The organism is Leptolyngbya sp. CCNP1308, from assembly GCF_034932455.1.
Classification (GTDB): domain Bacteria; phylum Cyanobacteriota; class Cyanobacteriia; order Phormidesmidales; family Phormidesmidaceae; genus Nodosilinea.
In genome coordinates, this window is the sequence record NZ_JAYGIH010000038.1 from 49,938 (window position 1) to 73,836 (window position 23,899).

Here is a 23,899-nt window from a genome sequence, read left to right on the forward strand (position 1 = left end):
TAGGGCACGCCCTGGGCGAAGCGACGAAGAAACCGGGGGTTTAGCGCTACTGCGGGATGGGCAATCGCCCTACTGCCCGTACCAGTCTTGCTGCCACTGGGTCATCTGGTCGATCTCGACCTGCTGGCTAGCGATGATGGCTTCCGCCAATTCCTGGATTTCAGGACGATTACTCTTGGCTAGCGCCTCTTGCGCCATAGTCAGCGCCCCCTCATGGTGGGGAATCATGGCGTTGATAAAGCGCAGGTCGTACTCATCGTCGGCAGTGCCTAGATCCACGTCCATCATCATGGCTGACATCATATCTGTACTCATAGGCATCATGTGGCCCATCTCAGCGTGATACATGACTGGTTCTGCCGGGGCATCGGGGTACCAGGCTTGCCGCCACGCCTGCATTTCGGCAATTTCAGTTTGCTGAGCAGCAATGATATCGCTAGCCAGAGTTTGAATTTCGGGACGGGCAGAGGCTTGTTGAGCATCTTCTGCCATGACCACCGCACCTTGGTGGTGAATGATCATGGCGTCGATAAAGCGCAAGTCAAAACTCTCATCAGCGGGGCCAAGATCCATGCTGCCATGATCCATCATGCTGCCATCCATCTGACCCATGCCGCCGCGATCCATCTGGGCGGTTTCGGTGGATGGCTCAACTGCCGCGTCTCGGGAGTTAGCGCAGGCGGGCAGGCCAACAGCGCTGGCGAGGCCGAGTAGGGCGATCGCAGCCAATTTCAGCGTCATCTCAATACCTCAATCATATGCGTAGTTTGTATCTAGCCCTGTAGAAGTGTGCCACGCAAAAATAAAATCAGGATGAAATTTAAGCTATTGACGGTATGAAATATCGAATTTTGCAATCTCTCTCAATAGCTAGATTTGGTTATTTTCAGTCTCTCCTTAAGCTAGAGAAGACTGAAATAATCAGGATCTTGAACGCCTAGAGAGGTTAATTATGCCTATTCAAACCCTCAAATTACATAACGCAAATGATGAAATGCAGCAGTGCATTCAGAACTGCCTCGATTGCCACAGCATCTGCCTTAACACCATCACCTACTGCCTAGAGCAGGGCGGTCACCACGCCGCGCCGTCCCACATTTGCCTGATGATGGACTGCGTAGAGAGTTGCCAAACCAGCGCTAATTTCATGCTGCGCGGCTCTGACCTGCATGCTCATTTTTGTGGGGCTTGTGCGGAGGTGTGCGATCGCTGCGCCCAAGACTGCGCCAGCATGGGCGACGATACCCAAATGCAGGCCTGCGCTGAGATGTGCCGCCGCTGTGCAGAAACCTGTCGCAGCATGAGTATGGCGATGGCCTAACCTATGCTGGCTTGGAGTTTTGTCAACACAGGCACAAGCTCATAAAATCTAATGGGTAAAGCGATTAGGGGCATAAAGACTATGCCCCTAATCGTTGTTTCAAGACTTAATAAAAAGAACAATAAATCGCTTCACAAATTGCTTGGCTTACCCCCTTGACTCTCCACTGTACTGGAAGCTCCAAGATAGACCCATACAGAGTTTAGAGGTTTGCTATGAGCATTGTATTCACCGTTCCAGATTTAGCCTGTTCTGCCTGTGTAGGCACCGTGACCCAAGCTATCCAGGCGATCGATACCACAGCCCAGATCAAGGCTGACCCCACCACAAAACAGGTTGAGGTCACTACTGATGCATCCGAGTTTGTCATCAAGCAGGCCATTGTCGATGCTGGCTACACCGTTGCTTGACTCCCCAGCGATTTACCTTTGAGGACAACACCGATGGAAAATCAAATTCTTAAGTTGCGGGGTATGAGCTGTGCCTCCTGCGCCAGCAACATCGAAGAGGCCATTCGCGCGGTGCCTGGAGTGGAAGCGTGCAGCGTTAACTTTAGCGCTGAGCAAGCCGCCGTTACCTACGACCCTCACCAAACCAACCTCACCTACATTCAGGCGGCGGTAGATGATGCGGGCTACAGAGCCCAGCCGTTGCAAGACGATGTGTTGGCCCCTGAAGACGATGCCGAACGGAGAGAGCGAGAAGCCGAAAACCGCAAACTCACCCGCAAAGCCGTGTTTAGCCTAGTGGTTGGCAGCATTTTAGTGATTGGCTCGCTACCGATGATGACGGGTTTGCCGATTCCCTTCATTCCCATGTGGCTGCACAATCCCTGGTTTCAGCTGGTGCTGACTACGCCCGTGCTGTTCTGGGCCGGGAATTCCTTTTTCATTAACGCCTGGAAAGCCCTCAAACGCCACTCCGCCAGCATGGATACGCTGGTGGCGGTGGGCACCGGCACCGCCTTTCTCTACTCGCTGTTTCCTACCGTCTATCCCCAGTGGTTTATTGACCAAGGGCTGAACCCTGACGTGTATTTTGAAGCCGCTGCGGTGATTGTTGCGCTAATTTTGCTGGGTCGCCTGCTAGAGAACCGGGCTAAGGGGGAAACTTCGGAAGCGATTCGGAAGCTGATGGGCTTGCAGGCCAAAACCGCGCGGGTGATTCGCGATGGACGAGAGTATGACATTCCCATTGCTGAGGTGGTGCTGGGCGACGTGATTTTGGTGCGGCCTGGGGAAAAAATTCCGGTCGATGGCCAAATTGTCGATGGCGCGTCTACCCTCGATGAGGCGATGGTGACGGGCGAAAGTGTGCCCGTGCAGAAAACCGTGGGCGACGAGGTGATTGGGGCGACGCTGAATAAAACCGGCAGCTTCAAATTTCGCGCTACCCGAGTGGGCAAAGACACGTTTTTGGCCCAGATCGTCAAGCTGGTGCAGCAGGCGCAGGGGTCAAAGGCCCCGATTCAGAAATTGGCTGACCAAGTTACCTCCTGGTTTGTGCCAGCGGTGATTGCGATCGCTATTCTCACCTTCATCGTTTGGTACAACGTCATGGGCAACGTGACGATGGCGCTGATTACCACCGTGGGCGTGCTGATTATTGCCTGCCCCTGTGCCCTGGGCTTGGCAACGCCGACCTCGATCATGGTGGGCACCGGCAAAGGCGCGGAGAACGGCATTTTGATTAAAGGGGCCGACAGCCTAGAGCTGGCCCACAACATTCAGACCATTGTGCTCGATAAGACGGGGACGATTACCCAGGGCAAGCCCACGGTGACCGATTACCTGACCGTCAACGGCACCGCGACTGAACTGCACCTGTTGAAATTGGCGGGAACGCTGGAACGCAACTCTGAGCACCCCCTGGCCGAAGCGGTGGTCAACTACGCCCAAGCCCAAGGGGTGACCTTAGAGGATGCCCAAGGCTTTGATGCCGTTGCAGGCAGCGGCGTTCAGGGTGTCGTCGCCGGGCAGCGCGTGCAGATTGGCACCTACCGCTGGATGAACGAACTCGGCATCGCCACCGATCACCTGCAACAAAAGGGAGAACACACCGAATCCCAGGGTCGCACGGTGGTATGGTTGGCGGTCGATGGCCAAGTCGAAGCCATTCTCGGTATTGCCGATGCGGTTAAGCCCTCCTCTGCCGCCGCCATCGCCACTCTGCAACGCATGGGGCTGGAGGTGGTGATGCTGACGGGCGACAACCGCCGCACCGCTGAGGCGATCGCTCGCGAAGTCGGCATTACCCGCGTCTTTGCTGAAGTGCGCCCCGACCAAAAAGCCGCCCAGGTCGAAAGCCTGCAACGGGAGGGCAAGGTCGTGGCGATGGTGGGCGACGGCATCAACGATGCCCCTGCTCTCGCTCAAGCCGACGTGGGCATGGCAATTGGCACGGGCACAGATGTGGCGATCGCAGCCAGTGACATCACCCTGATCTCCGGCGACCTGCATGGCATTGTCACCGCCATCCAGCTCTCCCGCGCCACCATGGCCAACATTCGCCAAAACCTCTTCTTCGCGTTTATCTACAACGTCGCGGGCATCCCCATCGCGGCGGGCATTCTCTATCCCATCTTTGGCTGGCTACTTAGCCCCATCATTGCCGGGGCGGCGATGGCCTTTAGCTCGGTGTCGGTGGTCACGAATGCGCTGCGGCTACGAAACTTTCGCCCCAAGCTGCAAGGGTGATGGAGTAACGGGGGGATGAGGTGATTGAGTCATCGAGAACACGCAACTCCCTCACTTTCCTTCCCTCTACTTCCCGTCCTTCACTTCTCATAAAAAGGACTCCTCCCATGACCCACTCTTCTTCCTTCGCCCTGCTCACCGGATTCGGTTTCTTACTGGGCGCACTGTCAGGACTTGTTGTTAACGCCATTGCCTAGGAGTATCCCCATGAAATTCATACACATTCCCCTTACTAGTTTTGCCAGTCTGAGCCTCGCCCTTACTCTCGCCAGCAGCGCCTCTGCCCAGGTCAACCATGACACCATGACTGATCACGCTGCCGAGCCAACCGGGCAGTTCCAGCGCATTGAGCAACCGCTATGGTCGAGAGCTGCCGTTACCGGGGCAGGCTTAAGCCTCATTGGACTAGAGCTGTGGTGGTTCTTACTCAGCAAGCCCAAGTCTCGCAAAGCTACCACTACCGGCGGCGTGCAAGAGGTGGCTGTCACCGTCTATGGTGGCTACGACCCCAGCCACATTGTGGTGCAGGTCGGGCAGCCGGTGCGGCTCAACTTCTACCGCAAAGACCCCAGCAGCTGCCTCGAAGAGGTGCGCTTTCCTGACTTTCGCATTGCCCAGGCGCTGCCGGTGAACCAAACCACAGCGATCGAGTTCACCCCCACTCAGCCCGGTCGCTACGAGTTTGCCTGCGGCATGAATATGTTTCGCGGCATCGTCGAAGTAGTGGCTGAGGACGGAGATTCAGTTCCACCTATAACCACAGCCACAGCAGAGCCTACCGACCATCAGCACTATCCTTCAGTTGCACCTACGGCAGCTCCTGAGCCATCGTTAGAGGCAACTGAGGCGACTCTCACTCCTGAGGGCATTCAGACGGCCATGGTAACGGCGGCGAAAGGCTATCAACCCAACCGCATTGCTGTCGAAGCGGGTCGGCCCGTGCGGCTCAACTTCCGGCGAGAGACCCCCAGCAGCTGCTATGCCCAACTGTTGATTCCTGAATTTGGTATCGCGGTCGATCTACCCGAAGGCAAAACCATCCCGGTGGAGTTCACCCCTACTCAACCAGGCAAGTACGAGTTTATGTGCGGCATGAAGATGAACTTTGGCACCATTGAGGTGCGCCCTGGGACGGGTGCTCTCAATGGCAAAACCCCCACCCACGCCTCCCTAAGCTCTCTGTAGGGAAAAGTATGCCGTCAGCGTTGGGACGGAATCATCAATCTCACCATCTGCGCCAAAGGGGGCGATCGCTCCCATCATCCCCTCGGTTTAGTGCGGTCAGAGACTCAGCTCTAGAAAGCCTTACTTGGCAAAGCTAAACCGAGCATTGACCTTCTCCCCATTGATATCGGTCTGAAGCACCGCCTTATATTCCCCCGCTGCCTGGCTGGGCAAAAACGCAAAGAAATGCTCGCCCGCCGCGTCATACTCCATCGGTAAGGCCTCCTGGGTACCGTCGGGGAGCTGCACCTGGGCCACCACTGTGGCATCGGTCACAGCCTCGTGGGTGTCGCCGGTTTGCAAGTACAGGTCGAGGTGAATGCCATCGGCCTCGGGTACGGGCACCAGCTCCAGGTGATAGGCTCCGGTTTCGACCACCTGACCGCCTTTGGTAGCGGCGCTGTGGTCATCGGTGGTTTCAGGGGCAACGGTTTCAGGGGCGGCAGGGTTGGCGGTTTCAGCGGGGACATCAGGGGCCGTGGCGGTTTCAGTTCCCCCACAGGCGGTCAGGGCCAGCGCGCCAGTAATCAGCAGGGATTGAATAAGTTGGTTACGCATGGGGTGAATCTCCGAAGGGGGGGAAGGGAGCAGCGAGCTATCTCAGGGGGCTGACGGGCTGGTTTTTGGCGATGGGGGTGGCCAGCTCCGCATCCCCTGGGATAGCGGTATGACCAGAGGTCGGCACCAGGTAGCGACCGAACTGGGCGTAGAGAGCAGGCAGCACCAGCAGCGTCAGCGCCGTTGAGGTAAACAGGCCCCCCAACACCACCACCGCCAGGGGCTGTAAGATCTCGCGACCGGGGCCAGTGCTGATCACTAGGGGCAGCATCCCCAGGGCCGAGGTAAAGGCGGTCATCAGAATGGCATTCAGCCGCTCCATTGACCCGGTGTAGAGCACCTGGGGCAGGGGCATCCCCGTGGCCAGCTTTTGGTTGTAGTTATCCACCAGCAGCAGGCCATTGCGCACCGCCACCCCAAACAGGGTAATGAACCCTACCAACGACGCCACCGAGAGTACACCGCCGCTCAGGGCCACGGAGAAGACACCCCCTACGATCGCCAGGGGCAGATTCAGCATGATCATCACCGTGGCGGGGAATGACTGGACGGTGAAATACATCAGCACCGAAATCACCACCAGGGCTAAGGCCCCAAACACCAGCAGGTTTTGGGTGGCCCGCTGCTCTGACTCAAACTGGCCGCCGTACTGAATGAAGTAGCCCGATGGGAGGGTGATCTGCTGACTCACCTGGGCCTGAATGTCGGCGATCACCGAGCCCAGGTCGCGATCGGCCACGTTTGATGACACCACGATCAATCGCGACACATTCTCCCGGCTGATGGAATTTGGCCCGGTGCCGTAGTCAACCTGGGCTAGCTGGGTGAGGGGAATGCGCTGGCCGTCGGGGGTGTCGATCAGCAGGTTGCGCAGGGTGTCGAGGTCTTGGCGGGCGCTGGGGGTAAACCACACCACCAGGTCAAAGAGCTGCTGATTTTCTAACACCTGGGAGACCACGCGGCCATTCAGCGCGGTTTCAATGGTGTCGGCTAGGGCACCCATGGTCAGGCCGTAGCGGGCGGCGGCCTCGCGGTCAAAGCGCACCTGCACCTGACGCACAGGTAGCTGGGGCGCAAGTTGCAGATCGACCACGCCTTCGACATTGGCCATGACCTCGGTAACTTCGGTGCCCAGGCGACGCAGCTCGGCCAGGTCGGGGCCAAAGATTTTAACTGCGATCGCACTTCTCACCCCCGACAGCACCTCATCCATGCGGTGGGAGATAAAGCCCCCCACGCTGGCGGGGGCACCAGGAATTTTCTCAAACTCGGCCCGCAGGGTCTCCAGGGTGGTTTCGCGATCGCGCATCCCCTCATCGCTGAGTTCGATATCCAGCTCGGCAAAGTTGGAGCCGACTACGTGGGGGTCACCCGGCGATCGGCCCGATCGCATCTGGAGGGTCTCAAACCGGGGGTCATCTTTCAGGGCATCCTGCACCGCCAGACCAGCCCGATTGGTGGCCGTCAGGGAACTGCCGGGAAATAGGTTCATCGAAGCCACAATGGAGCGCTCCTGAAACTCTGGCAAAAACACCCGCCCCAGCGCTGGCAACATCGCCAGCGACGCCACCAGTGCCCCGACCGCGATCAGCAAAATCAGCCGGGGATTCCGCAGCGCCAGTCGTAGACCGGGCTGGTAGAGCCGCTGGCTCTGGCGCGACACCCAGGTGTCTTCCTCAGGCAAGGGAGCGTAGGCCAGCAGAAAGGCACAGAGGGCCGGGGAGAGAGTGAGCGCCACCAGGGTGGAGGCAAAAATCGCCACCAGGTAGGCGATGCCCATGGGTGCAAAAATACGCCCCTCCACTCCGCTCAGGGAGAAAATCGGCGCAAAAATCACGGCGATAATCACCGTGGAAAACAGTACGCTGGTGCGCACCTCCACCGAGGTGTCGTAGACCACCTGAAACGGATGCTTGGGGTTGCCCAACTCTCGGTTGCGCCGCAGCCCCCGGTAGCAGTTTTCCATATCTACAATCGAGTCATCGACCACCGAGCCGATCGCCACTGCCAGACCGCCCAGGGTCATGGTGTTGACGCTGAGGCCCAGCCAGTGCAGCAAAACCAGGCAGATCAGCAGCGACATGGGGATGGCGCTGAGGGTAATTGCCGCCGTGCGCCAGTTCATCAAAAACAGCAGCAAAATCACCGACACAATGATGATGCCGTCGCGCATGGAGTCGCGCACGTTGCGAATCGAGGCTTCGATAAAGTCGGCCTGGCGAAAAGTGCGGGTAATGGTGACATCCCCCGGCAGACTGGGGCCGACTTCCTCTAGGGCCGCTTCGATCTGCTTCGTCACCGTCAGCGTGTCGGCCAGGGGCTGCTTGTTGATCAGCATCACCAGGGCGGGTTGGCCATTGAGGCTGCCGTCGCCGCGCTTGAGGGCGGGGCCAATGGTGACAGTGGCCACGTCTTGCAGCAGCACCGGGGTTCCCTGCCGCGCCGCTACCACCGATCGCTGTAAGTCTTCAATGGCTTCAACGCGCCCGATGCCGCGAATCAGCAGTTCTTGGTCGGCATCGATCAGGTAACCCCCGGCCCCATTCTGGTTCGCCGCCGCTGCTGCTTCACTGACCTCGGACAAGGCGACGCCAAAGGCGCTGAGCTTGGCTGGGTCCACCAAGACCTGGTACTGGCGCTCTTCGCCGCCGAAGGTGGTGATCTGGGTGACACCGGGCACCGCCAGCAGGCGGTTGGTGACCTGGCGATCAACCAGCTGCCGCACCTCCATCAGGGAAGTGGTTTCGGCGGTGAAGGCGTATTCCAGCACGATGCCCAGGGGCGAGTTGAGGGGGGCGAGCTGGGGTGCTTCGACGCCTTCGGGTAGGCGGGTTTGGGCCTGTTGCAGCCGCTCGGTAATCAGCTGGCGGGCCTGGTAGATATCGATGCCCCAGCCAAACACCACCCGCACCGCCGAGGCCCCGGCAACAGAGGTGGAGCGCACGGCAGTCACGCCGGGGGTGCCGTTGACGGCGCTCTCAATTGGTAGCGTCACCAGGGACTCAACTTCTTCAGGGGCGAGGCCCGGTGCTTCTGCCTGAATTTCCACTTGGGGCGGGGCAAAACTGGGGAACACATCCAGGGACATATCGCCCAGGGTACGCAGGCCGTAGAGGGTGACGAGGATGGTGGCGATGACCACAATCCACCGCTGGGCGATCGACCATTTGAGAATTGCGTTGAGCATGGAGGGGAGTGACGGAGTAGGGCGGTTAGGAGTGGTGATGGTCGGCTTCTGTGGCTACCGCATCGGGGCGGCTGGCGGTGAGCACCAGATCGGGTGCTGGGGCGGGGACATGGCCATTCATAGCTGCCGCCGCTGCCGGGCGAGAGCGGCGACCGATATAGAAGGCGGTGGCTGCGATCGCAACCCCGCCCAATCCCCAGCCCCAGCTCGGCACCGAAAAGCCTGAGCGGACGAGGTCTGTTTCCTCGGTCGCCGCTGCCTCACCGCCGCCCCGCAGCGACTGGGCGTAGAGCTGCAAGGCCCCCTGCACCACCACCTGATCGCCCTCAAACAGACCGCTCTGAATTTCCACCTGATCCCCGGCGCGGCGGCCCACGGTGATCTCCACCGGCTCAAACGCCTCGCCATTTTGCACAAATACCAGGGTGCGGCCCTCGGCATCGACCAGGGCGCTGGCGGGAATGGTCAGCACTGCTTCGGGGGTGCGACTGGTCAAAATCTCCAGTTCGGCAAACATACCTGGCTTCAGAGCCCCAGCCTCGTCTAACTCGGCGGTGACGGGAATGACGCGAGTGGCCCCATCGACCACCGCCCCGACGGTGACCACACGCCCGGTAAAGATCTGATCGGGCAGGCTATCGACCGTAGCGCGCACGGCTTGCCCCTCAGATACCTGGCCTAGGTCTTTTTCGTAGACGTTGGCGGTGACTCGCAGGCGATCGCCGTTCACAATGCTCAAGATCGGCGTCACCGCTTCCTCCACCGCTTCGCCCAAGGTGACGGGGCGCTCGGCCACTTTGCCCGCGATCGGGGCTACAACGGTGACTACCCCCTGCTCGGTGGCAGGGCTGTTGAGCTGTTGCAGGCGAGTCTGGTAGGTGGCGGTGCTGAGCTGAAGGTGCGATTGAGCCGCTGCCAGCGCCGCCTGAGATCGCTCCATCTCGGCCTGGGCTTCCAGGACCGGCTGACGACTTTCGGCGCGGGTGAGCTGGCTGCGGGCTGCCGCCAGGGTCGACTCAGATTCTAAAAGCTGCTGACGGGCGATCGCCCCGGCTCCGACCAGCCGCTGGTCTTGCTCAAAGCGGTCTTGGGCCAGCACTACCTGCTGCTGGGCGGCGGCGATTTCGGTGGCGGCGATCGCCACCTGCCGTTCGTAATTGCGTCGCGCCAGCGTTAGATTCGCCTGGGCGGCGCGCAAGTCGGCCTCGGCCCCCACCCGGTCTTCCTGGGATGAGACGCGCAGTTCAATTAAATCCGGCGCAATCACCCTGGCCAGGGCCTGCCCTTGCTGCACCACATCCCCCGGCTGCACCAGCAGCTCCACCACCGTGCCGTTGATCGGCGCATTTACCATCACCGTCTGGTCGGGCTGGGTCACTACCTCCGCTGTGGTCTGAAGACCAATGCTGAGCGATCGCCGCTGCACCGGCTCTATCTGAAGACCGAGCCGCTCTGCCGTTGCGCCATCAACCCGGACTCCGCTGGCGGGCTGACTGGTGCCCGGATGAAACTCGGCTCCGTGGTCGTGGCCGGTGTGGGCGATCGCCGCGATGGGCAGCGCCAGCACCAGCAGAGAACTTGCCCAAGCGGTAGAAATGTAAGGCCAAGAACGCATAGGAATTGTGTCGCAGGGGAGAGTTACACAGTCGTTCAGGACAATACCAACCAATTATCAAATCAGCGTGAAATTTGCCTGGGCCGATGGGTTAGGTCTGCGATCGCGCCCGTTAGGGGATATCTAGGGAAGAATTTGCCCGCGCTGATAGGCCGGGTATCGGGGCTGGTGGGCCAATGTGCTAATTATCACATCCCAGCCCACCACACTCTGGGTGAAGACCTGCTGAAGCGATCGTCATCACTCACTCCAGGAGATCTGCCATATGAAGCAGGTTCTGGATAACACCTTTCTACAGGATAATCATCAAGACTTCAATCTACATAAATCTCCCTTGAGGCGGTGATATACAACGTTTATGCTAACTACCGTGCTGCGGAGTGTTAGACGGAATTGAAGGAGGAGAGCTAGCATAAACAGTAATTAGCTGTCTCCAACCTCTGAGCGGAGAGGAGCAGTCTATCTTTTGGTCGCGGATCAGTAGTTTTGAGAATATGTGCTCAAATCATATCCAGTTTCTACAGCGATCAAAAATATTTTGTAAGCTTGAGACTCCTCATTCTAAGATGCATCAATATATAGCCGATACACAATACGCGGTTCATGGATTAATTGAGCTAATTACTGCTGAGGAGAGGGAGCTTTCTCAACTTCAAAGCCAGCATGAAGGAATAAGTAGAAAGGTAGAATATCTTCATCAGTCACTTTTAGATGCACAATTTAACGATGTAGCCCCTTTACGAGAACAAGCTATAGCTATAGATAGTCATAGGGCTAGTGAAGATTTGGCTGATTTGCAAAAGCAGATTATAGAATTGCAAAACTCAATCAGTATAAAAGGTGCTTCTATTGACGCTTTGTGCGGTGCCATCTTTCAAATTGCCAAGCAAGGAATATCTACCGTGCATGGAGGTTTAGATAGATGTCCTGATGGAAGAAGTATAGGGAAAGGGGCAGAAGTAGAAAAACTCAAAAATGTGGTTTGGCAGGCTCGAAACCAATCAATGCATTATGAAGAAGGAAGCTTTCAATCGCCTGTGACTAATTGTTTTTCTAAATTAGAGGCTTCTTTAGGCAGTAAATTTTCTTTAAGTGAGAATGCAGGCAAAAATTTAGCTCATAATGTTATCCAAGAATTGGGTTGGAAAGATTACTTAAGGTATGAATCTGACATGCAAAGCCTAATCTAGAATATTCCTCTAAGTTGTAGTTTTAACGCGATCTACCATTGCACGGCAGCGGGCAGTTGATTGTGTTGAATCCAAAGTTATCTGCCACCGCTGCATTTCATCGTTATTAGCAAAGGAAAAAGTTTGAACAAGTTTTCAGGTTGGGAGTTTATGCTTAACGGCGATACGCAGGAGTTTAGGCAACTAGCTACTAAACCTAGAAGTTATTATTTCAATATTTATGGTGGAGTTGACCACTGGTTAGATTGCCCAAATGATGATTTTAGGATGACGACGTTTTACTGTGATAATGAAACTGATTCGCGGGTTGTTTGGCAGATAGGGCATGAATTAATAAGCCTGTTCAATGGTGCCTCAATCCTTTTTGACAAAAACCACAGGAAAGCATCAGTATATAAACTATTATATCAAGGAAACTCGGTTGATTTCGTGCCTAGAGAAGGTGTTTCTGCTCTATTAGGTAAGCCTCTTGTACATCAACACCTTATTGATGAGAGTCTTAGAAATGGAGCTAGTTCCAGCATAAAGTTTCCACTGATTCATCTCGCAACAGAAAAGAAGGATGTCTATTTCATCCTAAAGTATTTGGATATGGAAGGTAGTTGGACTACATATTATAAGCTGATGGAGGCGGTAGAAACGTTTGCTGCGCAAAAGCATATTTATCTCGGAACAGTGCGAGCAGTTAAGATCGCATTCACAAACACAGCAAACAATTTCTCTCTGTCAGGTTTTGATTCAAGACATGGCTTCAAAGAAATAACAAAGCAAAACAACACTAAATCAATGCTACTTAATGAAGGATATGAGTTTGTGACATATATGGCCAAGATATATCTTAAAGAAGCATATTTTAATAAATAGGAAAACTCATATTCACTCCACCATGCGTATCCTGCTAGTCGAAGACGAACGTGACCTGGGGGCAGCCATCCAGTGCGATCTGCGGCGCGAGAAGTACGTAGTCGATTGGGTGCAGAATGGCGACGAGGCCTGGCACCTGCTGGGCGATGCGGCCCAGACCTACACCCTCGGCGTTTTTGATTGGCTGCTGCCGGGGCTGAGCGGCGTGGAGCTGTGCCAGAGGCTGCGATCGCAGGGCACCCCTCTGCCGGTTCTTCTGCTCACCGCCAAAGATCGGCTGCAAGATAAGGTAGAAGGGTTAGACGCCGGGGCCGACGACTACCTGGTCAAACCCTTCGGCCTAGAAGAACTGCTGGCTCGACTGCGGGCGCTGCAACGGCGATCGCCCGCCTTTCAGCCCACCCAGCTCCAGGTCGGGGGCCTACTACTCGACTACGGCACCTCCACCGCTGCCCTGGCCGACTCGGCCCAGCAACCCTTACCTCTCACCACCAAAGAGTTTCAGCTGTTGGAATACTTTATGCAGCACCCCAACCAAATTTTGTCGCGAGAGCAGCTGATGAACCGGGTCTGGTCGCTGCAAGCCGACCCCATGAGCAACGTAGTAGCGGCGCAGATTAGGCTGTTGCGCAAAAAGCTGGCCGACCATGGCTGCGACGGGCTGATCGAAACCGTTTACGGCATGGGCTATCGGTTCAATGCGGCTCTCTAAACTCGTGCTCTCCAAACCTGCCCCCTACGCCCGCCCCTTCTGGCTCACCCGCTGGCGGCTCACCGCCCTCTACGCCAGCACCATGGGGGCCATCTTAACCGCCACCGCCATCGGTTTCTACCTGGCCATGGCCCAAGACCACCGCCGCGAGATCGACCACCGCCTAGAGACCGTCGCCAGCACCCTCCACGACAGCCTCGAACCCTCCCTCAACCAGCCGGGCCAGCTCACGCCCCTGGTCTTGCAAATTTTGCCTGACCTCTGTACGACCTCGGCGGGCTGCTCCGCTCCGCCCGATCGCCACGTGCTGGGCCTGCTGCACCAGCAGGGCTACTACCTGCGGCTGCTAGATTTGTCGGGGCAGAGGGTAGCGATCGCCGGGGATCCCCCCGACCAGGTCATCCATCCCACCGGTGCGGGCCTCCACACGCTGCACAAGGCCGATGGGGCCACCTACCGGCAGATGTCGCTGCCGCTGAAAAATGCTGAAGGCATACCCTGGGGTTACCTTCAGGTCGGCAGTTCCCTAGAAATGTTGGACCAGCACCTGAGCTGGGTACGGTGGGCTTTGCTGTTGGGGTTGCCCCTCGCCCTGGGGCTGGTGTGGGCCGTAAGCTGGTGGGTGGCGGGCCTCGCCATTCGCCCCGCCTACCGGGCCTACCGACAAATCCAGCAGTTCACCGCCGATGCCGCCCACGAGCTGCGCACCCCCCTAGCGGCCATTCGCCTGTCCACCGAGTCGGCCAGCCGCGACAAGCCGATGGCGACCACCGAGGCCCAGGGTGTACTACAGGTGGTGAATCGCCAAACCCAGCGCCTCACCACCCTGGTCAACGATCTGCTGATTCTCTCCCGCCTAGAGCAGGCCGACGATCGCTCGGCCCCCACCCAGGTCTGCATGCCCGACCTGGTCAAAGACATCGAAGAAGAATTTTCCGCTCTGGCCCTGACAAAAGGCATTCACTTGACCACGGTTGCCCCCGATGCCAAAACGCTGACCGTGCGCGGCCATGAGTCTGAACTCTATCGGCTGTTGCTCAACATTGTCGGCAATGCGTTGGAGTACACCCCAAAAGGCGGCCACGTGACGATTCGCCTAACACCACGAGATCGCTACGCCCTGATCAACGTCGAAGATACCGGTATTGGCATCGCCCCCCCAGAACAAGCCAAGATTTTTGATCGGTTCTACCGCGTCAACCCCGATCGCTCTCGGCATACGGGCGGTTCTGGGCTGGGGCTGGCGATCGCGCGGGCGATTGCCCAGGCCCACGGCGGCGATATTCAGGTCAAAAGTGTAGTCGGCAAAGGCAGCTGTTTCACCATTCAGCTACCCAGAGCAACCTAAGCCAATCCCTCAGGGGATTCTCTTTTTCACCACCGAAGGCAGTAGCCAACGAATTTAGCTGCCGAGGGTATGGCTGGGCTGAAAATATCGTGGCGTTTTCGCCGCTGGGGGAGTGGATAGGGGGCGATCGCCCTCTAGAACCACCGAGGTGGAGTAGCATAGCGATCGAGCTGCCTGGCGAGCTTTGCCGAGTTGGCTTGACCTATTGGGGAACCGCTATGTCGCATCTCTGGCCGCCGCTGAGTCTAGACGATTGGCAAGAAACCTGCACCACGTTGCATCTGTGGACGCAGATTGTGGGTAAGATCCGCCTGGTGCAAACGCCTTGGATCAATCACTCGTGGCATGTGCCGCTGTAAGTGACGGCGCGAGGGCTGACGACGGGCACCATTCCCCACGACGACCAGATTTTTCAAATAGACTTCGACTTTGTTGACCACCAACTGCGCATTGTCACCAGTGCAGGGCAGGAGCGAACAGTGGCGCTGCGACTGCGCACCGTGGCGGACTTTTACGGAGCGGTGATGGCGGCACTGGCGTAGTTGGGAATTGCCGTGCGCATCCAAACTACGCCGAACGAAATCCCAGACGCAATACCTTTCGAGCAGGATGACACTCATGGAGCCTACGATGCCGAGGCCGCCCAGCGGTTTTGGCGGGTGCTGTTGCAATCTGACCGGGTATTTCGCGAGTTTCGCTCCCACTTTTGCGACAAGGTCAGCCCGGTGCATTTTTTCTGGGGCAGTTTTGACTTGGCAGTGACGCGGTATTCGGGGCGGTCTGCGCCGCCCCATCCGGGGGGTGTGCCCAACCTACCGGATGATGTAGCTCAGGAGGCCTACTGCCAGGAGGTCAGCAGCGCTGGGTTTTGGCCGGGTACTGGCCTGGGCTACCCGGCGTTTTATTCCTACGCCTATCCGGTGCCGAAGGGGTTTAAAGATGCGATCGTGCAGCCGAAGGCGGCGTTTTTCCATGAGGGGTTTAGGGGAGTTTGTCTTGCCCTACGAAGCGGTGCGCGAGGCGGCTGACCCTGACCAATCGTTGCTTGCTTTTTTGCACAGCACCTACGAGGTAGCGGCTGAACTGGCGCGGTGGGATGTTGCTGGGCTGAAACAGACATGGTTTAAGTGATGGTAGCTTGTGGTGGCGACTTATGGTGTTAGCCTTGGTGGTGCAGAAAACTCCTGAAACCCTTATGGATAGAGGATTCTCACCGAGACAGGAGATTTGAGATTTCTCAAGAGATTGAACGAAGGCAATGGGTTTCAGCCGCTAATTTGGCCGTCTAGATCATCCAGCATGAGACTCAAAAAAGTTTTCTGCACTACTGACAGACAATACCTTCTATGTAAGGTTTGACCCACAATAAAGTTTAGGAATAACCCTGGGCATGCCTTTGCATGACCGGATGAAAGACCTCTCTTGCCAAGGTTGAAACTGAAATATTGATTCTCTCGTTAAGTATTGCAGCGGTTTTCCACCATTTAGTAATCCCCATGTCAAAAGCTTAGCGAGAGGAAAGGTATTCCAGAATACACATTCGCTCCAGTTCCTTAACAGAACTGTTCCTTGTTAATGGGTTGAATTATCTCAATCTATTGAAGTATTGTTGAAACCGATATAATTAGCAACATAGCTTATGACGTAACATCTTTTGAGAGGGCATTCTATGATTGATTTATCTGGAATTGCCATCCACAGCAAAATTTACGAAAGCTCCAATTCTCTGGTGTACCGGGGCATCAGAACGCAAGATGAGCAGGCGATTATCGTCAAACTGCTTAAGCAAGATTATCCCTCTCCTCAAGAATTAACGCGCTACCGACAAGAATATGAAATTACTCACTCCCTCAACCTAGAAGGAGCGGTCAAGGCATATAGCCAGCAGGACTATCAACGCACGCTGGTCATTCTTCTAGAAGACTTTGGGGGTGAGTCTCTAGAGCAATGGATGCAGCAGCAACCAAGTTTCTGCCCAATGTCCTTACCTACATTCCTGCGACTGGCGATCGCACTCGCCGATATTCTGGGTAGCATTCACGCCAACAATATAATTCACAAAGATATTAATCCTGGCAACATCGTTTTCAACCCATGTACTGGCGTTGTTAAAATTACTGACTTTGGAATAGCTACCCGATTCAATCGCACGAATCCGACGTTCAAAAACCCTCATACTTTAGAAGGCACATTAGCTTATCTGTCTCCAGAACAGACCGGACGGATGAATCGCTCGCTCGATTACCGCACCGACTTTTACTCACTTGGCATAACATTTTACGAACTTCTGACGGGACACCTACCTTTTCCTACCACGGATCTGCTGGAGCTAATCCATTGTCATATTGCCAAGCAGCCTGTTCCACCTCACGAGATAAGCGCAACTATTCCCAAACCAATCTCAGATATTATTCTGAAATTAATGGCCAAGAATGCGGAAGATCGCTATCAGAGTGCTTGGGGAATCAAAGCAGATTTAGAAATCTGTGTTCACCAATTAAAACGAAGTAGCCAGATTGATAGAATTCAACTGGGTCTTCAGGACGTTTCTGCTCAGTTTCAAATTCCCCAAAAGCTGTATGGTCGAGAAGCAGAAATTGCAGCCTTATTGATAGCGTTTGATAGAGTAGCGAGGGGAGGCACGGAGAGAAGTAGTATTTCCACGTCTCCACGTCCTCTTGTCTCCAGGTCTTCCGCAATGGTGTTGGTGTCTGGCTACGCTGGAATTGGGAAGTCAGCATTAGTGCAGGAACTCTACAAACCAATCACAGCAAAACGTGGCTATTTTATTTCTGGCAAGTTTGATCAGTTTCAGCGCGATATTCCCTACAGCGCAATCGCTTACGCCCTGCAACAATTAGTACAACAATTGCTAGGTGAACCTGATGAGCAATTGCAACAGTGGCGATCGCATCTTCTCAAGACTTTAGGAAGCAATGGACAACTCATCATTGATGTGATTCCCGAAGTAGAATTGATTATCGGCAAGCAGTCGCCTGTAGCAGAGGTTGGAGCAACGGAGGCGCAAAACCGCTTTAATCGAGTTTTTCGACAATTCATTCGGGTATTTTGCTCAGAAAAACATCCGCTGGTGATCTTTCTAGATGACTTACAGTGGGCGGATTCAGCCACGCTAAAGTTAATTGAGCTGATGATGCTTGACGAGCAAACCCAATCCCTGTTTCTGATTGGAGCTTATCGAGATAATGAAGTGAATCCAACGCATTCGCTGGTATTCACGCTGGAGCAATTGAGGAAACAGGGAGCAGTGCTGCAAGAGATCACTCTGGCACCCTTAAAGCTAGAGCCGTTGAATCAGCTGATTGCCGAGACGTTGCATCAAAATACTGACACTGTGCGTTCCTTAGCTGAGTTAGTGTTGCGTAAAACGGAGGGGAATCCTTTCTTCGTTGGCGAATTTTTGAGAATGCTGCATAGCGAAAATCTGTTGAGTTTTGATGTGGCACTCTCAAGCTGGCAGTGGAGCATGACGCAGATTCAGGCCCAGAATATGACTGATAATGTGGTGGAGTTGCTACTGCTGAAGTTGCAGAAACTACCAGAGGGTACTCAGCAAATGCTCCGCTTAGCCGCTTGTGTTGGGGCTGAATTTGATTTAGAGACATTGGCGATCGCTTGTGAGAAGTCTCCTCAAGCAATTTCTTTGGATTTGCTGGCAGCGATTCAAGCTGAATTGATTCAGCCTCTCTCTGAATTAAATGAGAACTTGTTAGTTCAAGAGTATAAGTTTTTGCACGATCGCGTACAGCAAGCCGCCTACGCCTTGATTGATGAGTCTCAAAAACAAATGGTTCACTTACAAATTGGGCGAAATCTACTTGAAAACACTTCGCCAAAGCGGGCATCAGAGCGATTATTTGAAATTGTCGATCATCTCAACCATGGAATTGAGTTTGTCCCTGAACAATCTGAGCGAAATGAAATTGCCAGATTGAATTTGCTGGCAGGTCAGAAAGCAAAAGGGGCGATCGCCTACAGTACAGCAAAAAACTATTTAGCGACAGGCAGAAAATGGTTGGAAAGGTTTAGCTGGCAAATAGATTACGACTTGACATTAGAGTTGTATGTGCATACGACAGAAGTCGCGTATCTATGTGGTGATTTTGAAGATGTAGAAAGATGGGCAGCGATCGTTCTACAAGAAGTTAAAGCAGTTCTCGATAGCGTCAAAATTTATGATATCAAAATTCAAACCGACATCGCGCAGAACCAGCTATTAGAAGCGATCAATACAGCATTGCAAGTTTTGCAGCAATTGGGAATCGTTTTTCCCGAACAGCCAAGCCAGTCCGACATTCAGCTTGAACTAGACGCGATCGCATCACTTCTGGGTGAGCGATCAATTGAGAGCTTAAGTCATTTACCGGAAATGGTTGAACCAGACAAGCTGGAGGCGATGAGAATCTTATCAAGGATAACGACTGTTGCTCAAATTGCGGATCCTAGTTTGATGCCTCTACTTGCATCCAAGCAAGTCAGCTTGTCAATTCAGCATGGAAATGCGTCTACGTCTCCAGTTGTCTATGCCAACTTTGGGTTAATTCTGTGTGGGATGATTGGAGATATTGAGTCTGGCTACGAGTATGGGCAGCTTGCTCTAAGACTTTTGTCACATCCACATACCTATGCAACTAAAGCTCGGACTATAACAATCATAAGTAACTTTATTACCCCCTGGAAGGAACATGTAAAGGAAACATTGCAGCAATTCTTGGAAGGATATCAAAGTGGACTTGAGACTGGGGATTTAGAGTTTGCTGGCTATTGTGCTCATTGTTACTGCTATCACTCCTATGTTGTCGGGAAAGAGCTCGTAGAACTTGAACGTCAGATGACAACCTATGGTGAAGCAATTCGTCAAATTAAACAAGAACTGCCACTTACCTGGAATCAGTTATATCAGCAGTCTGTCTTGAATTTGATTGGACGCTCAGCTAATAGATCTCGCTTAATTGGAGAGATCTACGATGAGGAGATTGAGCTGCCGCAACATAAAATAGTAAATAATGGATTCGCAATCTTTAACACCTATTTTAACAAGCTTTTCCTATGCTATTTATTTTGTGAATATGATCAGGCGGTTGAAAACTCAAACATGGCAGAAAACTATTTGATTCAGATGTCAGCCACGTTTGCTAAAGCTGTGTACTATTTCTATGACTCTCTAGCGAGACTCGCAATATACTCCGAAAGCAACACTAAAGTACAATCAGAAATCCTAAAAACAGTTACAGTTAAACAAGAGGAAATGAAACGCTGGGCGTATTATGCGCCAATGAATTATTTGCATAAATATCATCTAGTTGAGGCAGAAAAAGCACGAGTTTTGGGGCAGTTGTTTGAAGCAGAAGAATTGTATGAACAAGCAATCTGGGGAGCGAGAGATAACGAATATCTTCAAGAGGAAGCTCTAGCCTATGAATTAGCTGCTAAACATTACTTAGCTCGTGGCAGAGAAAAATTTGCTCAGGTTTACATGAAAGAAGCTCGCTATTGTTATGAACGATGGGGAGCAATAGCAAAGGTCAACGATTTGGAGACTCGCTATCCAAAGTTCTTTCCTCAATCATTAGATGTAACCTATACGTCAATTTCTCCTACTTCTAGCCCCTCACCTATTGCTTTCGATTTAACGGCAGTTATGAAGGCATCGCAAGCAATATCAAGTGAAATTGAACTGGATCGGTTGCTCCATTCCTTGATGCAGATATTAATCGAGAATGCTGGCGCACAAACTGGATATTTGATTTTGGAAAGCTCAGGAGAATGGGCAATCGAAGCGGCTTGTGGACTCAATGATAGTAAAAGTTCTTGTGCTACACGAGTGCTGCGATCGTTCCCAATGGCAAATCGCTTACCCGAATCAATTATTCAGTATGTGATTCGATCTCATGAATCGGTCATCCTCAATGATGCAACTCGTGAAGGTAATTTCATCCATGAGTCATATATTCAGCACAACCAAACTCAATCTATCCTATGCTTGCCATTATTGAATCAGAGTAAGCTCGTTGGTGTGTTATATCTAGAAAATCAATTAGCCACTGGAGCATTTACACCAGAGAGATCGCATGTTCTACATCTGCTATCAACTCAAGCAGCGATCGCGATCGAAAATGCCAAACTCTACTCAAAGCTCCGCGCTAGCGAAAGTCGGATGGCTCAATTCCTCGAAGCAATTCCGGTGGGGATTAGCATAGTGGATGCGGCGGGTTGCCCTTACTACTTCAACCAGCGAGCAACTCAGCTATTGGGTAAAGGAATTGATCCTTCTCTGACACCCAATCAACTTTCAGAAGTTTACCAAACTTATCTGGCGGGATCGGATCAAAAATATCCAACTGAGAAAATGCCGATTATGCGGGCATTGAGCGGCGAGCACACCTCGGTTAACGATATAGACATCCGCCAAAACAACATAACCATCCCAGTTGAGGTATGGGGAACTCCTATCTTTGACGAACAGGGTAAGGTAATATATGCGATCGCAGCCTTTCAAGACATCACCGAGCGTAGACAAGCAGAGCACCTACTAGCTGACTACAACCGCACCCTAGAGCAACAGGTTGCAGAACGAACAGCAGCGTTACAGGAAAGTGAAGCTGCACTGCGTCACCGAGAGCAGGAGTTACGCTTGATCACTGATGCTCTCCCCGTTTGCATCAGTCATGTGGATGCTAATCAACTCTATTGCTTTGTTAACCGCACCTATGAGGACTGGTTTAGCCGTAATCGAGATCAGATTCTAGGTAGGCATGTACGTGAGATCTTAGGTGAAAGGGCTTATCAAGTAGTTGAACCGTATATCAATCAGGTGTTTGAAGGAAAAACTGCAACCTTGGAAATAGAAATGCCTTTGAAATCTGGCAAAAGATATATTAGTGCTACCTTGATCCCCGATTTAGATGGCAACGCTCAAGTCAGAGGATTCTATGCTCTAAATATGGACATTAGCCATCACAAAAAAGCAGAAGAAGTGTTGCGCCAGTCCGAGGCTCAGTTTCGGGAACAGGCAATTCTCTCCGCTTTTCGCGCCGATGTGGATAGCGCCCTTGCTCAAAGCGATAGTTTGTCCTTAATGCTGCATCGCTGTGCGGAAGCCGTTGTTAAGCACTTTAATGCTGCATTCACTCGCATTTGGACGCTAAATAAAGACGAGAATGTTTTGGAGTTACAAGCCAGTGCGGGGATGTACACCCGTCTTGACGGTACCTACAGTCGAGTTCTCATCGGTAGCTTCAAAGTTGGACGAATTGCTCAGGATCGCCGACCTCTGTTGACCAACAATGTGTTTGATGAGTCATCCATTGATCAAGAATGGGCAGAACGAGAAGGTATGGTAGCTTTTGCGGGCTATCCCATCCTCCTGGATGATCAGCTTGTTGGAGTGATAGCGATGTTTAGTCGAAACCCTATCCCGTTGTCGAACTTTGAGGCCTTGGAGTTTGCGGCTCGCGAGATTGCGTTGGGAATTAGACGAAAACAGGCAGAAGCAGCGTTGCAAGCCTCTGAAGCAGAACTTCGTGCACTCTTTTCAGCCATGCCCGATCCTCTCTTTGAGGTAGATGCAGAAGGGCGTGTTTTGAGAGCAAACCTGATCGAGTCAGAGAAATTATATAAACCGGTTGATGAGCAGGTGGGACGAACATTACACGAAATTTTTGAGCGATCGCAAGCCGATACGTTTCTTGGCTATATTCGGCAAGCATTGAGTACTCAACAACCTTTAACAGTTGAGTATAGTTTGATGATGGCAGAGCGGAAAACCTGGTTTGCAACTCGCATTTCACCCATCTCAGAACATTCTGTCATTTGGCTGGCAAGAGATATTACTGATCGCAAACGTGCAGAAGTAACCTCAATTTTAGAGGAACGTAACCGTATGGCGCGAGAAATTCATGATACTCTGGCGCAAGCCTTTACGGGGATTTTGGTTCATATGGGAACCGTTTCTAGATTGGTGATCACTAACCCCGATGCAATTCAAACTCATATCAATACGGTGCGAGATTTGGCTCGTAGTGGACTGACAGAAGCTCGCCGATCGGTTGCGGCACTACGTCCCCAATTACTAGAAGATAGCAATCTCTGGACAGCATTAGAACGATTTGTGGCTGTTTTTCAGCCTTCAACCGAAACCGACTTGATTTGTGAGACTGTCGGCACGCCCTATGAACTATCTGCTGAAACTGAAAACAATCTTTTAAGAATTGCCCAGGAAGCTTTTACAAATGCTGTTAGGTACGCAAACGCAACCGAAATTCGGATTGAGTTAGTTTATGAGTTGACGCAATGCTTTCTGCAAATTAAGGACAACGGGCAAGGATTTGAGCTTAATTCTACAATCCTAAATCGGGGGTTTGGTTTGCTGGGGATGACCGAACGAGCAGAGCGCATTGGGGCACAACTCTCGATCGAGAGCCGACTAGGGCAGGGAACCGAAGTAATTATATCCGTACATCGGGAAGTATCAGCATGAGTCAGCCTACGGCGATCCGCGTTTTGATTGTTGATGATCACACCATTGTCCGGCAAGGGCTAGCCGCGATGATTGAAAACGAGCCGGATATGACCGTAGTGGGACAGGCCGGCAATGGGATAGAAGCGATCGCCCTATATCAACAACTAAGCCCTGACGTCACCTTAATGGACTTGCAAATGCCGCAAATGAGTGGTGCTGATGCGACTTTAGCACTCTGCACTGAATTTGCCCATGCTCACATCATCATACTGACCACCTATGATGGCGACGAGGATATTTATCGAGCATTACGTGCCGGAGCTAAAGGCTATTTGCTCAAGGATGCCGAACCAGATGCCCTGCTTAGCGCTATTCAAATTGTTCACAGCGGGCAACAATATATCCCTTCTGAAGTTGCTGCCAAGTTAGTGGAACGGATGAACGTTCCAGAATTGAGCGATCGCGAGCAGCAGGTTATTCGTCAGATGGCGCTTGGCTTGAGTAACCATGATATCGGTGCGGCTTTGAATATTACCGAAAGCACGGTCAAGTTCCACATCAACCGAATTCTGAGCAAGTTGGGCGTGGGCGATCGCACACAAGCGGTGATTACTGCACTGAAACGGGGACTCGCTAAGTTGTGATAGGGATAAGCACTGAACTTAAGTTCGGTTGAGGGCTCGTTGCAGAGATAGTAAGCAA

Annotated in this window: 15 protein-coding genes and 1 pseudogene; 12 read left to right on the forward strand and 4 right to left on the reverse strand. The window is 53.2% G+C overall.

Annotated features, from left to right (window positions below; translation table 11 throughout):
* Positions 1-69 precede the first annotated feature (69 nt).
* Positions 70-741 (reverse strand): DUF305 domain-containing protein, encoded by a 672-nt coding sequence (locus VB780_RS11760; RefSeq protein ID WP_323351344.1) that lies wholly within the window; start codon positions 739-741, stop codon positions 70-72.
* A gap of 211 nt (positions 742-952) precedes the next feature.
* Here VB780_RS11760 and VB780_RS11765 point away from each other — a divergent pair, with 211 nt between their 5' ends.
* The 4 genes from VB780_RS11765 to VB780_RS11780 all read left to right on the forward strand — a co-directional run bounded on the left by VB780_RS11765 (position 953) and on the right by VB780_RS11780 (position 5,202).
* Positions 953-1,321, forward strand: a complete 369-nt coding sequence (locus VB780_RS11765) for a four-helix bundle copper-binding protein (RefSeq protein ID WP_323351345.1) — start codon at positions 953-955, stop codon at positions 1,319-1,321.
* 215 nt (positions 1,322-1,536) lie between these two features.
* Positions 1,537-1,731 (forward strand): heavy-metal-associated domain-containing protein, encoded by a 195-nt coding sequence (locus VB780_RS11770; RefSeq protein ID WP_323351346.1) that lies wholly within the window; start codon positions 1,537-1,539, stop codon positions 1,729-1,731.
* Positions 1,732-1,764: 33 nt separating this feature from the next.
* A complete protein-coding gene (locus VB780_RS11775; RefSeq protein WP_323351347.1) occupies positions 1,765-4,017 on the forward strand; it encodes a heavy metal translocating P-type ATPase in 2,253 nt (750 codons plus the stop codon).
* A 207-nt stretch (positions 4,018-4,224) separates the two neighbouring features.
* Entirely contained in the window at positions 4,225-5,202 is a 978-nt protein-coding gene (locus VB780_RS11780; RefSeq protein WP_323351348.1) for a cupredoxin domain-containing protein, read from the forward strand.
* Between the two features lie 120 nt (positions 5,203-5,322).
* Here the strand turns inward: VB780_RS11780 and VB780_RS11785 are convergent, their stop codons facing one another.
* The 3 genes from VB780_RS11785 to VB780_RS11795 are packed head-to-tail and all read right to left on the reverse strand — an operon-like array spanning position 5,323 to position 10,601.
* On the reverse strand, positions 5,323-5,799 hold the full coding sequence (locus VB780_RS11785) for a hypothetical protein (protein ID WP_323351349.1): 477 nt from the start codon (positions 5,797-5,799) through the stop codon (positions 5,323-5,325).
* Positions 5,800-5,836: 37 nt separating this feature from the next.
* Positions 5,837-8,986, reverse strand: coding sequence for an efflux RND transporter permease subunit (locus VB780_RS11790; RefSeq protein WP_323351350.1), 3,150 nt, complete (start codon positions 8,984-8,986; stop codon positions 5,837-5,839).
* 25 nt (positions 8,987-9,011) lie between these two features.
* Complete coding sequence (locus tag VB780_RS11795; RefSeq protein WP_323351351.1) at positions 9,012-10,601, reverse strand: efflux RND transporter periplasmic adaptor subunit; 1,590 nt, start codon at positions 10,599-10,601, stop codon at positions 9,012-9,014.
* 566 nt (positions 10,602-11,167) lie between these two features.
* On the opposite strand from VB780_RS11795, the gene VB780_RS11800 reads away from it, so the two are divergent.
* From VB780_RS11800 to VB780_RS11835, 8 genes and pseudogenes are all read left to right on the forward strand, one after another.
* Positions 11,168-11,791, forward strand: coding sequence for a hypothetical protein (locus tag VB780_RS11800; RefSeq protein WP_323351352.1), 624 nt, complete (start codon positions 11,168-11,170; stop codon positions 11,789-11,791).
* Between the two features lie 123 nt (positions 11,792-11,914).
* Complete coding sequence (locus VB780_RS11805; RefSeq protein WP_323351353.1) at positions 11,915-12,655, forward strand: hypothetical protein; 741 nt, start codon at positions 11,915-11,917, stop codon at positions 12,653-12,655.
* Between the two features lie 22 nt (positions 12,656-12,677).
* Positions 12,678-13,367, forward strand: a complete 690-nt coding sequence (rppA, locus tag VB780_RS11810) for a two-component system response regulator RppA (RefSeq protein ID WP_323351354.1) — start codon at positions 12,678-12,680, stop codon at positions 13,365-13,367.
* 4 nt (positions 13,368-13,371) lie between these two features.
* A complete protein-coding gene (rppB, locus tag VB780_RS11815; protein WP_323351355.1) occupies positions 13,372-14,715 on the forward strand; it encodes a two-component system sensor histidine kinase RppB in 1,344 nt (447 codons plus the stop codon).
* A gap of 218 nt (positions 14,716-14,933) precedes the next feature.
* A pseudogene (locus VB780_RS11820) lies at positions 14,934-15,743 on the forward strand (DUF5996 family protein).
* A complete protein-coding gene (locus VB780_RS11825) occupies positions 15,712-15,846 on the forward strand; it encodes a DUF5996 family protein (RefSeq protein WP_323351356.1) in 135 nt (44 codons plus the stop codon). The pseudogene VB780_RS11820 and the gene VB780_RS11825 overlap by 32 nt, the downstream one beginning before the upstream one ends.
* A 538-nt stretch (positions 15,847-16,384) precedes the next feature.
* Complete coding sequence (locus VB780_RS11830) at positions 16,385-23,215, forward strand: AAA family ATPase (protein WP_323351357.1); 6,831 nt, start codon at positions 16,385-16,387, stop codon at positions 23,213-23,215.
* Complete coding sequence (locus VB780_RS11835; protein ID WP_323351358.1) at positions 23,212-23,841, forward strand: response regulator transcription factor; 630 nt, start codon at positions 23,212-23,214, stop codon at positions 23,839-23,841. Before VB780_RS11830 ends, VB780_RS11835 begins: the two co-directional genes overlap by 4 nt.
* Positions 23,842-23,899: the final 58 nt, after the last annotated feature.